This is a genomic window from Devosia sp. 1566 (assembly GCF_004005995.1).
Lineage (GTDB): Bacteria > Pseudomonadota > Alphaproteobacteria > Rhizobiales > Devosiaceae > Devosia.
In genome coordinates this window covers 666274-678512 of sequence record NZ_CP034767.1, presented here as the reverse complement: position 1 = coordinate 678512, position 12239 = coordinate 666274, and the positions used below count along the sequence as shown (strand labels likewise).

11 protein-coding genes are annotated in these 12239 nt (G+C 62.8%); 7 read left to right on the top strand and 4 right to left on the bottom strand.

Features of this window, described 5'->3' with window-relative positions; all coding sequences use genetic code 11:
• Nucleotides 1–139 precede the first annotated feature (139 nt).
• On the top strand, nt 140–655 hold the full coding sequence (locus ELX51_RS03285; RefSeq protein ID WP_127752165.1) for a DUF6101 family protein: 516 nt from the start codon (nt 140–142) through the stop codon (nt 653–655).
• Between the two features lie 75 nt (nt 656–730).
• Here the strand turns inward: ELX51_RS03285 and ubiA are convergent, their stop codons facing one another.
• Nucleotides 731–1672: a 4-hydroxybenzoate octaprenyltransferase gene (gene ubiA, locus ELX51_RS03280; protein ID WP_127752164.1), complete on the bottom strand. Its 942-nt coding sequence runs from the start codon at nt 1670–1672 to the stop codon at nt 731–733.
• A 133-nt stretch (nt 1673–1805) separates the two neighbouring features.
• Here ubiA and ELX51_RS03275 point away from each other — a divergent pair, with 133 nt between their 5' ends.
• The 4 genes from ELX51_RS03275 to ELX51_RS03260 all read left to right on the top strand — a co-directional run bounded on the left by ELX51_RS03275 (nt 1806) and on the right by ELX51_RS03260 (nt 6361).
• Nucleotides 1806–2555, top strand: a complete 750-nt coding sequence (locus ELX51_RS03275; RefSeq protein WP_127752163.1) for a 16S rRNA (uracil(1498)-N(3))-methyltransferase — start codon at nt 1806–1808, stop codon at nt 2553–2555.
• 70 nt (nt 2556–2625) lie between these two features.
• Complete coding sequence (locus ELX51_RS03270; RefSeq protein ID WP_127752162.1) at nt 2626–3996, top strand: glutamate--cysteine ligase; 1371 nt, start codon at nt 2626–2628, stop codon at nt 3994–3996.
• Nucleotides 3997–4059: 63 nt separating this feature from the next.
• On the top strand, nt 4060–5334 hold the full coding sequence (gene purD / locus ELX51_RS03265) for a phosphoribosylamine--glycine ligase (RefSeq protein ID WP_127752161.1): 1275 nt from the start codon (nt 4060–4062) through the stop codon (nt 5332–5334).
• A gap of 142 nt (nt 5335–5476) precedes the next feature.
• Nucleotides 5477–6361, top strand: a complete 885-nt coding sequence (locus ELX51_RS03260; RefSeq protein WP_164854734.1) for a patatin-like phospholipase family protein — start codon at nt 5477–5479, stop codon at nt 6359–6361.
• On the opposite strand, the gene ELX51_RS03255 is transcribed toward ELX51_RS03260, so the two are convergent.
• Entirely contained in the window at nt 6358–6801 is a 444-nt protein-coding gene (locus ELX51_RS03255; RefSeq protein ID WP_206524691.1) for a nucleoside deaminase, read from the bottom strand. The genes ELX51_RS03260 and ELX51_RS03255 overlap by 4 nt on opposite strands.
• Before the next feature lie 40 nt (nt 6802–6841).
• On the bottom strand, nt 6842–7069 hold the full coding sequence (locus ELX51_RS03250) for a hypothetical protein (protein ID WP_127752159.1): 228 nt from the start codon (nt 7067–7069) through the stop codon (nt 6842–6844).
• A 132-nt stretch (nt 7070–7201) separates the two neighbouring features.
• Between ELX51_RS03250 and mutL the strand changes: the two genes are divergently transcribed.
• Both mutL and ELX51_RS03240 read left to right on the top strand, forming a co-directional pair.
• Nucleotides 7202–9022 (top strand): DNA mismatch repair endonuclease MutL, encoded by a 1821-nt coding sequence (gene mutL / locus ELX51_RS03245; protein ID WP_127752158.1) that lies wholly within the window; start codon nt 7202–7204, stop codon nt 9020–9022.
• A 60-nt stretch (nt 9023–9082) separates the two neighbouring features.
• Nucleotides 9083–10408, top strand: coding sequence for an erythromycin esterase family protein (locus ELX51_RS03240; protein ID WP_127752157.1), 1326 nt, complete (start codon nt 9083–9085; stop codon nt 10406–10408).
• A gap of 6 nt (nt 10409–10414) precedes the next feature.
• Here the strand turns inward: ELX51_RS03240 and edd are convergent, their stop codons facing one another.
• Nucleotides 10415–12229 (bottom strand): phosphogluconate dehydratase, encoded by a 1815-nt coding sequence (edd, locus tag ELX51_RS03235; protein ID WP_127752156.1) that lies wholly within the window; start codon nt 12227–12229, stop codon nt 10415–10417.
• Nucleotides 12230–12239 lie beyond the last annotated feature (10 nt).

Here is a 12239-nt window from a genome sequence, read left to right as displayed (position 1 = left end):
TCACATCCTGCTAACCCTGCAGGAAAACAAGATAAACTTAACCGAGCGGATTAAGGCGACAGGTAAGGGGACGCGCTAGATTGGCCGCACAAAAGAGAGCACGCAATAAGCTCTCGGGGTTAGCAGGAAGGCAGATCAAATGGGTGAAGGCTTAGCCATAGAAGGCGGTTCAGTGGTGCTGGCATTTGGCCGACCGAACGTAATCGATCGCCGCTTTGTTGCAGCAAACGATAATGGCCCCAAGGAACCGGTAAAGACCGTGACCGTTCGCAAGCAGCTCGAGCAGAGCGGCATTGTGATCAAGATCAAGGTTCCAGTGCATGAATTCATCGGCGTCGCGGTGGCGACGTCCATTTCCATCGAGGGTGCTTTGACGAGCGCGATCGAACTGGTCCATGCGGACGAAAACCTGAACTACCGGGTGTTCGAGGAAGAGGGTAACCAGAACGTCGTCGCCGAATGGCAGAACTGGGGTCGCAAACTTCGCCTGCCGCTGTTTATCAAGGCGGGCGATGGCACCTATCTGCCCTATTCGCAGCAGGTGGACGGGGTAATGCTCGGGCAAGGGGTTGCTCGGCGCCGCCTTGCTGCCGATGCCGCCCGCCGCCCCCGCTTCCTTAATCGCCGCAAGCCCGGCCAGGGCGAAGCGAACTAGATTCCGAGTTGCCTCCAAGCACGTTGAAGGGACCAGTCGGTGGTGCGGCTGGTCCCTTTGGCGTTTTGCGCGCCCTTACCAGACCCACTCGGCAAGGAGAGCCAGGGTCAAGACAACCCCGACATAATGATTGCTCTTGAAGCGCAGCAGCGCATTGCCGGGGGCCCCCGCATCAAGGGTTTGCACCTGCCAGAACAAGAGCCCCAAGGCGATCAGCGAAAGCACGGCAAACAGCACCCCGGCGCCCACCAGCACCGCCGCCGCCAGCCACAAGACGAAGGCCGCGACATAAAAGCCGGTCACAATGGCTCTGGCGCGCTTTCCAAACAGCAGAGCGGTGGATTTGACCCCGATCAGGGCATCGTCTTCCACGTCCTGCAAGGCGTAGATCGTGTCGTAGCCGATGGTCCACAGGATACAGCCGAAATAAAGCAGCAGCGGCGCCACCGACAGCCCGCCCGTCTGGCTCGACCACCCCATCAGCGCGCCCCAGGAGAAGGCGAGGCCCAGAAAGGCCTGCGGCCACCAGGTCACGCGCTTCATGAAGGGATAGATGGCGACCAGCACCAGCGAGGCCACACCGAGAACAATGGTGAAGGGATTAAACTGCAGCAGAATCAGCAGTCCCAGCAGCCCCTGCACCACCAGAAATACCAGCGCTTTTTTTGCCGAAACCTGCCCGGAAGGGATCGGCCGCGAGCGGGTGCGTGCGACTTTGGTGTCGATGTCGCGATCCACAAAGTCGTTGAACGTGCAGCCGGCGCCCCGCATCAGCACGGCGCCAACAAACGTCAGGACGGCCGCCCGCCAATCAAAGCCGCGAAGCGGCTCGGCTACAGCAGCAAGTCCCAGGCCCCAGGCACAGGGCCAGAACAGGAGCCAAAAGCCGATCGGTCGATCCCAGCGCGCCAATCGCGCATAGGGTTTGAGCCATGCGGGCGCGAAACGGTCAACCCAATTGCCCTGTGCGGCATCAGCCACACCCTTTCCGATCTGAGCGTCCAATGGGCTCGCCATGCTATCCTCATTTGATTGCGCGGGCGCGGATCATTCGCCTCGTGCTGCTGCTCTACTGCGTTTGCGCGAATTAGAGTAGAGCTGACCGCGCCGCGCCCGCTGGCTGGCTTTCTGCGCTCATTGGACCTTCTTCATGCCCCGCTCCCACGCTACCCTGCCCCGCCTTTATGTCGAGCCCGATCTTGGGCCCGGCTCACCAATTGCGCTGGGCAAGGAGCAGTCCCTTTATCTAGCCGCGGTGCTGCGCAAGAGCGTGGGGGACGAAGTGGTGTTGTTCAACGGCCGCCACGGCGCTTGGCGTTGCCGGATGGTAGTGGATGCAAAAAAGGCCGTGGTGCTTGAGACCCTCGAGCAGATTGCCCCCCAAACGCCGCCATCGCCGCTCTGGTATGGCTTTGCGCCGCTCAAGACCGAGCGGCTCGATTATGTGATTCAGAAAGCCACCGAGATGGGAGCTGGAACCATCCAGCCGGTGCTGACCCAGTTCACCCAGGTGAGCCGGCTCAAGCATGAACGGCTCGTCGCCAATGCCGTGGAGGCGGCCGAACAATGCGAAGTGTTGACTGTCCCCGGCATTGAGCGCGAGATCACGCTTGGGTCATTGCTGGACGGCTGGAGCGAAGCTCAAGGCGAGCGGCGCTTGGTTGTTGCCGACGAGTCGGAGGCATCGGGCTCACCGCTGGATCGGCTTTTTGAGCTGCGCGACACGCCCGTCGGCATGCTGATCGGCCCGGAAGGCGGCTTTTCGCCCGAGGAGCGCGCTCGTCTGCATGGCTCTCCGTTTGTGGTGCCGATCAGCCTCGGTTCCCGCATTCTCAGGGCTGATACGGCGGCTGTCGCAGCGCTAGCGGTGATTCAGGCTAGCATCGGTGATTGGCGATAAGCTGATTGCTTTGTCGCGGTGCAACGCTATGTTCGCGCCATACTCGACCTTTCCATTGCAAGAGCATCCCATGGCCGGCGCCGAACACCCCTCGTCTCCCATCGAATCGCGCGCCGACCTGATCGAGGCGATGGCGCGCGGCTGCAAGCCGCAAAGCGCCTGGCGGGTCGGCACGGAGCACGAAAAGCACGTGTTCCACACCAATCCACTGCGGCCCGTCACCTATGATGGCCCGCAGGGGATTCGCGCCTTGCTGGAAGGGGTGCAGCAGCTCACCGGGTGGGAGCCTTTTTTCGATGGGGACAATCCCATCGGCCTGCGTAACAACGAGATCGCGGGCGGCATCTCGCTCGAGCCAGGCGGGCAGTTCGAACTCTCGGGCGCCCCGCAGGAGGACCTGCATGGCACCGCGGCCGAGTTGGCCGAGCATATGCGCGTCGCCAAGGCCGCAGCCGCGCCGCTCGACATCCACTTCCTTGGGCTGGGCGTGACGCCGACCTGGTCGGTCGCCGAGATCCCCTCCATGCCCAAGTCGCGCTATGGCATCATGGCGCCCTATATGGAGCAGGTGGGCACACTCGGCACCTCGATGATGTTCCGCTCCTGCACAGTGCAGGCCAATCTCGATTTTTCGAGCGAAGCAGACATGGTGCGCAAACTGCGAGTGGCCCTCGCCCTCCAACCCATCGCCACCGCCCTCTTTGCCAATTCGCCCTTTGTGGATGGCCGCGATTCGGGTTTCCTGAGCTTCCGCTCCCACATCTGGCTCAACACCGATGCAGCCCGCACCGGCATGCTGCCCTTCGCATTCGAAGAGGGCTTCGGCTTTGAGCAATATGCCGATTATGCACTCGACGTGCCGATGTATTTCGTTATCCGCGACGGGCAATACGTCAATGTCGCGGGCGAAAGCTTCCGTGCCTTCCTCAAGGGCGAGCTTCCCCAACTGCCCGGCGAAAAGCCCACCATCAAGGATTGGGAAGACCATCTCTCGACCATCTTCCCCGAAGTGCGGCTTAAGCAGTTCCTCGAAATGCGCGGCGCCGATATGGGCGACGAGAAGTCGGTCACCGCGCTCTCGGCATTCTGGGTTGGTCTGCTCTACGACGATATCTCCCTCGAAGCCGCCTATGAGATGATCCAGCCCTGGACCGAGGGGGATCGCGAGCACCTGCGCCGCGAAGTGCCGCGCCTGGGCCTCGATACGCCGCTGGGGCGCACCAATGTTTATGATTTTGCTGCGCAGGCGGTGGGCATTGCCGAAGCTGGCCTCGTACGGCGTGATCGCCGCAATGCCGCCGGCAAGGACGAAACCATCCATCTGGCGCCGCTGGAAGAAACCATCCGCCTGTCCCAGTCCCCGGCTGAACGGTGGCTCGCCAAGTTCAACGGCGAGTGGAACGAGGACGTGACGCCGATTTTCCGCGAAGCCGAAATGTAGTTCTGCCTTGCTCCGCGCCCACCCTCTGGTGCATCACCGCGCCAGACAGTGACGGAGGGGCGAATGCGGGTTCTGGTGATTGGTTCGGGCGGACGTGAACATGCGCTCGCCTGGAAACTGGCGCAGTCGCCACGGCTGACCCAGCTTTTTGTCGCGCCCGGCAATGGTGGCACGAGCGAGATCGCCGAAAACGTCGCCATCGACATCACCGACCACCAAGCCGTAATCGACTTCTGCAAGCTGATGGCCATCGACTTCGTGGTGGTCGGCCCTGACGCCCAGGTGGTCGCTGGGCTAGGCGACGATCTGCGGAGGGCGGGTGTCGCCTGCTTTTGCCCCTCAAAGGCCGCCGGGCAGCTTGAAGGCTCCAAAAGCTTCACTAAGGCGCTTTGCGACGAGATGGGCATCCCGACGGCCGCTTATCGCCGCTTTGAGAGCCAAGGTCCGGCGCTCGATTACCTCGCCACCCAGACGGCCCCCATCGTCGTCAAAGCCGATGGCCTTGCGGCGGGCAAAGGCGTGACGGTCGCCGAAACCCTGGAGGACGCGCGCGCTGCGGTCGTGGATTGCTTCAGCGGCACGTTCGGTGCCGCCGGGGCATCGGTGGTGATCGAAGAATTCATGACGGGCGAGGAAGTGAGCCTTTTCGTCCTGTGCGACGGCCAAACTATTTTGCCGCTTACCACCGCGCAGGACCACAAGCGCGCCTTTGACGGCGATACCGGCCCCAATACGGGCGGCATGGGCGCTTACAGCCCCGCCGACATTCTAACACCCGAGCTGGAAGCGCGCGTTCTGCGCGAAATCATCGAGCCCACCGTGCGCGGCCTTGCTGCGCGCGGCACGCCTTACCAAGGGGTGCTCTATGCCGGGCTGATGCTGACCGATGAGGGCCCCAAGCTCGTTGAATATAATGCCCGCTTCGGCGACCCGGAAACGCAGGTGCTGATGCTGCGGCTGCAGTCGGACCTGCTGGAACTGCTTTATGCCACGGCGATTGGCCATCTCGCGGGGCACGAGGTGCGCTGGAGCCCCGAGACAGCCATGACGGTGATCCTCGCCAGCCAGGGCTATCCCGGTTCCTACACGACAGGGTCGGAGATCAAGGGGTTGGACGGGCTTAACCACGACGGTGTTCAAATCTTCCATGCCGGAACGCGGCGCGAGGGCCGGCGTTTACTGGCAGCAGGGGGACGGGTTCTCAACGTTTCGGCGCTTGGGGCTGATATAGCAGAGGCGCAGCGTCGTGTTTACCGATGCGTGGACCAGATTGATTGGCCAGAGGGCTTTTGCCGCCGAGATATTGGCTGGCGGGCCATCGAGCGTAACCGCGCCTAAGCCCCACACCAACGGCACGGATTTACCATCCCCGCCGCCCACCTTTGACGGCGTTCCACCTAGGCGTAAGCTGACGGCTCTGCAGCTGCGCGGCAAGGCTCTTGGGGATCATTTGCGCGGCTTACGGGCGGAGCGGAGCGGGGTGAGCACATCTGCCGGACCCAAGATCGGGGTAGCACTGGGTGGCGGATCGGCCCGCGGGCTCACCCATATTCCTTACATCGAGGCCATGGATGAGCTTGGCTTGCGGCCTTCGGTTATCGCCGGAACCTCGATCGGTGCCTTGATCGGCGCTGGCTGGGCTGCCGGTATGACGGGCAAGGAGTTGCGCGAGCACTCGACTGAAGTGCTGGGCACGATGCGGATCATAGCCGGCAAGCTTTGGGCGACCCATATCCGGCTTGGGGGCATTCTCAGAAACGGTATTCCGACCCAGCTCGATGCCACCAGCATCGTTGATGCCTTCACCCCCCTCGGGTTCCCGGAAACGTTTAAAGAGCTATCGGTGCCGCTTTATGTGGTGGCAACCGATTACCAGTCCTGGCATCAGGTCGTGTTCAACACCGGCCTGTTGCGGCCAGCCATTGCCGGCTCCATTGCCATTCCAACCTTTTTCAAGCCGGTGAGCTATGCCAATCACGTCCTGGTCGATGGGGGCGTCGTTAACCCGCTGCCGCTCGACCAAGCCGATATCGGCACCGACTTCTTGATCGGGATTGATGTAAATGGCGACCCTTCGCTGGGGCTCAACAAGACCGACCACAAGCCGATCGATATGTGGTTCGGCTCGGCCCAGATCATGATGCACTCGCTGACCGCGCATATGATGGCGGCTTATCCACCCGACATCTATATCCGCCCCCATGTCTCGTCCTTCGGCATGCTTGAGTTCTGGCGGGTGCGCGAAATCTTCGCCCATGTGGATGCAGACAAAGACCGGTTCAAGCGGATGCTGTCGCAGCGCATGGAAGATTATATGCAAGGCCGGATACCGGTGATCGACAGCTCGCCGGACGTGGTGCGCTAGCGCAGCTTGGCGAAAAAGCGCTTGAGCAAGAATTCAGACCGGGCAGCTCCTAAGCCCGCGATGACTTCCGGGCGATGGTGGCAACTCGGTTGGGCGAAGAGGCGAATGCCGTTCTCCACCGCACCCGCCTTCGGGTCCTCAGCACCGAAATAAACTCGACGCAGTCGCGTATGGGCGATGGCGCCGGCGCACATGGCGCAGGGCTCTAGCGTCACATAAAGATCGCAGCCATCCAGCCGACCGGTGCCTCGGCGGGCGAGCGCCGCGCGGATGGCCAGCATTTCGGCATGCGCTGTAGGATCGTTGAGCGCGCGCATCTGGTTGCGCTCGGCCGCCAGGATCTGCACCCCTTCCACGACAACCGCCCCAACGGGAGCCTCGCCATCGGCGGCGGCTTCTTCGGCCAGCTCCAGGGCCAGGTCCATAGCGGCTTGGGACATGCATTGGTTCTCCGGGCGCATTCGTCCCGGAGGATTAGACTTAATCGGCTGGGCCGCGCAATCCGCCCACGCTGTTGCCCGAAGGGGCGCCCTCCCCCGAACCATTGAATTCCGCATTAGCTTCGTGGTTGGCTTTGGTCACGTCGTCGTTGGCCTCGGGCAGTTTGGCGCCAGGGGCCGGCTTGGCGCCGTTGAACTGCCGATTGGCCGCTTCATTGGCGGCCTTGGCCTCGTCTGCCGGGCTGCCGGGCTTAGTGATTTCGCTCATGGTGCGCGCTCCTTGCTGCCCCGATACAATGCGGTGCGGGTCGTCATGGTTCGCTAATGTCGCCGCGCAGCACAAAAGCAGGGTCGGCATAACAGCCGGCTTGGCTTATGCTGGCCGCAAGGAGAATCGCCCATGCCGATCCGGCAACTGCCCGAAAATCTCGTCAACCGCATCGCGGCGGGCGAAGTGGTGGAACGGCCCGCGAGCGTGGTCAAGGAGCTGGTGGAGAACGCTATCGATGCCGGAGCGAGCCGCATCACAATCACCACAGCCGGCGGCGGCAAAAGCCTGATCCGCATCGAGGATGACGGCTGCGGCATGGACGGCGACGATCTCGTGCTGTCGGTGGAACGGCACGCTACTTCCAAGCTTTCGGCTGACGATCTCGACGAGATCCGCACGCTGGGGTTTCGTGGGGAAGCCTTGGCTTCGATCGGCTCGGTCGCCGAACTTTCTATCGCCTCGCGTCCGGCGGGAGCGCAAAGCGGGTTGCGTCTGTCCGTCAGGGATGGCGTGCGACACGGTCCGATCCCGCACCCGCTCAACCGCGGCACCGTGGTTGAGGTCAAGGACCTCTTCCGCAATGTGCCGGCGCGGCTCAAATTCCTCAAGTCGGACCGGGCAGAAGCCGGGGCGATCACCGAAGTGGTCAAGCGGCTCGCGATGGCCAATCCCGGCGTGCATTTCGTGCTGGGTGGAACAGATCGTTCACCCGCCAATTGGCCCGCGGTGCATGGGTCGGGTGCGCTCGAAGGTCGGCTCGCTCAGATCATGGGTGATGATTTCGCCCGCAACGCCGTGGCCCTTGCCACGCAACGCCATGGCGTCGTGGTTGCGGGGCTGGCCGGTTTGCCGACCTTTACCCGCGCCAATTCGCTGTCCCAGTTCTATTTCGTCAATGGCCGCTCGGTACGCGACAAGGTGCTGATCGGCGCCATCCGGGCCGCCTATGCGGATTACACCTTCCGCGACCGCTTTCCGGTGGTGGCGCTGTATCTGGCGATCGATCCGGGCGAAGTGGATGTCAATGTTCATCCCGCCAAGGCTGAGTTACGGTTCCGCGATGCGGGAGCGGTGCGCAGTGCGGTGATCCGCGCGGTGGGTGAAGCGCTGACGGCAGCGGGCTGGAAGGCTTCGTCCAGTGTTGCCGATGACGTGCTTGGTGCCTTTTCAAACCCAATCCTCGCATCGGCCCCTGAGTTGGCAGAAACCCCGGGGCTTGGCTATTCCGCCCCGCCCTATGCAGCCGCACCATCCTTAAGTAGCAGGCAGCTTGTGGACACCCCGAGGTCGCTGCCCCGGAGCCTCGCCGGCCTTGCCGAGCCCAGCGCCAGGGTGGAAACCGTGCCAGAGGCCAGGGATCAAGGCGATTATCCGCTGGGTACCGCCCGGGCACAGATGTTTGACAATTTCATCATCGCCCAGAACGGCGATGGCCTGCTGCTGGTAGATCAGCATGCCGCTCATGAGCGGCTTGTCTACGAACGTTTTAAGCAGCAAATGGTGGCGGGCCCGATACAAAGCCAGGCCCACCTGATCCCGGTGGTGGTGGAACTGCCCGAGGAGGATTGCACCCGGCTCGAGGAAGCGGCCCCCGAACTGGAGCGGTTCGGGCTCTATCTTGAGCGCTTCGGCCCGCGAGCGGTGGCGGTGCGGGAGACCCCTGCCTTGTTAGGCCAAACGGACGTCGCAGGACTGGTACAGGACATTGCCGATGGCTTGGCGGAGTGGGAAACCAGCTCGGCCTTGGCTGATCGGATGGAAGCGATCATCGCGCGCATGGCGTGTCACGGCTCGGTTCGCTCAGGCCGGCGGTTGCGGGTGGAGGAAATGAACGCGCTGCTGCGCGACATGGAACGTACGCCCCATTCCGGCCAGTGCATCCATGGCCGCCCAACCTATGTGGAGCTCAAGCAGCGCGACATCGAGCGCCTGTTCGGCCGCACCCGCTAACCAGGTTAAGGCTGCAGCGATCACCCGGGCCCAGACGTTAACCTCCTGCAGGAGGTCGAGATGAGCGTTGTTGATGAGAGGCCGGAAGCAGCCGCCGGGATCGTCCGCCAGATACAACAGGCCATCCAGATCCTACCCGATCCAGCCGAAGTGATCGAGTTCGGGCGCTGCTTCGATGCGTTCGGCGACGCCAAAGTCGTCCTCCTGGGTGAAGCGAGCCATGGCAGCTCGGAATTTTACGCTGCGCGCGCGGCCATCACCCGCCACCTGATCGTCAACCATGGCTTTTCCATCGTCGCGGTGGAGGCGGACTGGCCCGACGCGAACCGGATTGATCACCATGTCCGCCAGCGGCCAGGCCCTGGCTATGATGAAACCGCCTTTGCCCGCTTTCCCACCTGGATGTGGCGCAACGAGGATGTGGCCAACTTTGTGGGCTGGCTGCATACCCATAATTCAGCACTGCCATTCAACCGGCGCGTCGAGTTCCGCGGGCTTGACGTTTATTCCCTGCGTGGATCGATCAGTGCAGTGCTGGGCTATCTCGACCGTGTGGATCCGGCGGAAGCCCGAAAGGCACGACGGCGGTATGGTTGCCTGACGCCCTGGCAAGCCGAGCCCGAATGGTATGGCCGCTCCGTCATCATTGGCGAGATCGACCCGTGCGAAGAAAAGGTAGTGCAGCAACTCACCGAGCTAATGGGTCACCAATTCAGCTACGCAGGTGAGGACAGCGCCGATTTCTTCGATGCGACCCAAAATGCCCGAGTGGTGCTCGCCGCCGAGCAATATTACCGCGTCATGTATCAGGGCTCCAACGAATCCTGGAATTTGCGCGACCGGCATATGTTCGAGACGCTCGAGGCAGTGCTGGAGCATCGGGGTCCCGACGCCAAGGCGATTGTTTGGGCGCACAACTCGCATGTGGGCCGGGCGGCGGCGACGGAAATGGGCTGGCAGGGGCAGCTTAATATCGGCGATCATGCCAAATCGGCGTGGGGCGAGCGTGCAGTTGCAATTGGCTTTGGCACCGATCGCGGAACGGTGGCTGCGGCCGATGATTGGGACGAGCCGATGCGGATCAAGACGGTCCGTCCAGCCCGCCCCGATTCACATGAGCGGATATTCCGCGACGCCGGGGTCGAGCGCGGTCTGGTCGATTGGCGCAGCGACGCTCAGCTGCGGTCGGCGTTGGCAGAACCCCGGCTGGAGCGAGCGATCGGGGTGATCTACCGCCCCGAAACGGAGCGGCAGAGCCATTACTTCAATGCCGTGCTGCCAGAGCAATTCGACGCTTTTGTCTGGTTCAATGAGACAAAGGCAGTCACGCCGCTCCCAACCGTGCGGCCCCGTGGGGTCCCCGAAACCTACCCGTTCGGGGTCTAGCGGGGCTCAGCTGAATACGCTGGCACCCCGGTCGGCTACGCCCACAAGGCTGCGCATGCCGGCGAACAGTTCGCGGCCCATACCCCATTGCTGGTTGCTCAAGTCTTCGGTGGCGGCCGGGCGGGCATGGAGTTCGGCCTCATCGCCCATGAACTGCAAGGTTCCCGCATTGGCATCGAGCCGGATCATGTCGCCGTCGCGCAGCTTGCTGATAGGGCCGCCATCGACCGCCTCCGGGCTCATATGAATGGCCGCCGGCACCTTGCCCGAAGCGCCCGACATTCGCCCGTCTGTCAACAGCGCGACCTTGAAGCCGCGATCCTGCAACACGCCGAGGGCAGGAGTGAGCTTGTGCAGTTCGGGCATGCCGATGGCCCGCGGACCCGAGAAGCGGACAACCGCGATCATGTCGCCGTTCAACTCGCCCGCCTTGAACGCCGCCTGCATTTCTTCCTGGCCGTTGAACACCCGTGCCGGAGCCTCGACCACCCGGTGCTCGGGCTTGACTGCGGAGACCTTGATCACCGAGCGCCCGAGATTGCCGGTCAGGAGCTTGAGGCCGCCAGTCTGCTGGAAGGGTGCGGCCGTGCCGGTCAGCACCTTGGGCAGGTGCGATTGCTTGGGAGCCGGCTCAAAGCTGAGCTTGTCCTCGATTAACTTGGCTTCAACCGTGTAATTAGAGAGGCCCTCGCCCCAGACGGTCTTCACATCTTCATGCAGATGACCCGATGCCAGCAATTCCTGGATCAGAAAGCCCATGCCACCTGCCGCATGAAAGTGGTTCACGTCGGCAACGCCATTGGGATAAACGCGCGCCAGCAGCGGGGTGGCGTCGGAGAGATCGGACATGTCGTCCCAGGTCACGTGCAGCCCCGCGGCGGCCGCAATGGCGATCAGGTGCATGGTATGGTTGGTGGAGCCGCCCGTCGCATGCAGGCCAACGAGCCCGTTGACGATGGCCTTTTCGTCGATCACGTGCCCCACCGGGGTCCAGTTGTTGCCCTGGGCAGTCAAGGACAGTGCTCGCACGGTAGCTTCCCGGGTCAGCGCATCGCGCAAGGGCGTGCCGGGGTTGACGAAGCTGGCGCCGGGCAGGTGCAGGCCCATGATTTCCATCAGCATCTGATTGGAGTTCGCGGTGCCGTAAAAGGTGCAGGTTCCCGGCGAGTGGTAGGACTTGGCCTCCGCTTCCAGCAGTTCGGCGCGTCCCACCTTGCCTTCCATGTAAAGCTGGCGCACGCGGCTTTTTTCGTCATTGGGCAAGCCCGAGGGCATGGGCCCTGCCGGAATGAACACGGCGGGAAGGTGCCCGAAGGTGAGCGCTCCGATGAGGAGGCCGGGGACGATCTTATCGCAAATGCCGAGATACACGGCCGCATCGAACATGTTGTGCGACAGCGCAATAGCCGTCGCCATCGCAATCACATCGCGTGAAAACAGGCTCAGATCCATGCCGGGCTGGCCTTGCGTCACGCCATCGCACATCGCGGGGACGCCGCCCGCCACCTGGGCGGTGGCACCGATCGCAGCAGCCGCTTGCTTGATGATTTCGGGGTAGAACTGGTAGGGCTGGTGCGCCGAGAGCATGTCATTATACGAGGTGACAATGCCCAGATTGAGCGTTTTGGTGCCGGCCAGCGCCGCCTTTTCGGCAGGCGAGCAGGCGGCAAAGCCGTGGGCGAGATTGCCGCAGGACAAGCTCGAGCGATAAACCCCGGCTTCCCGCTGAGCATCGAGACGGCGTAGATATTGGGCGCGACTGTCGCGGCTGCGCGCCGCTATGCGGTCGGTGACATCCTGGATGGCTTGCTGAACAGGCATTGGAGCTCCT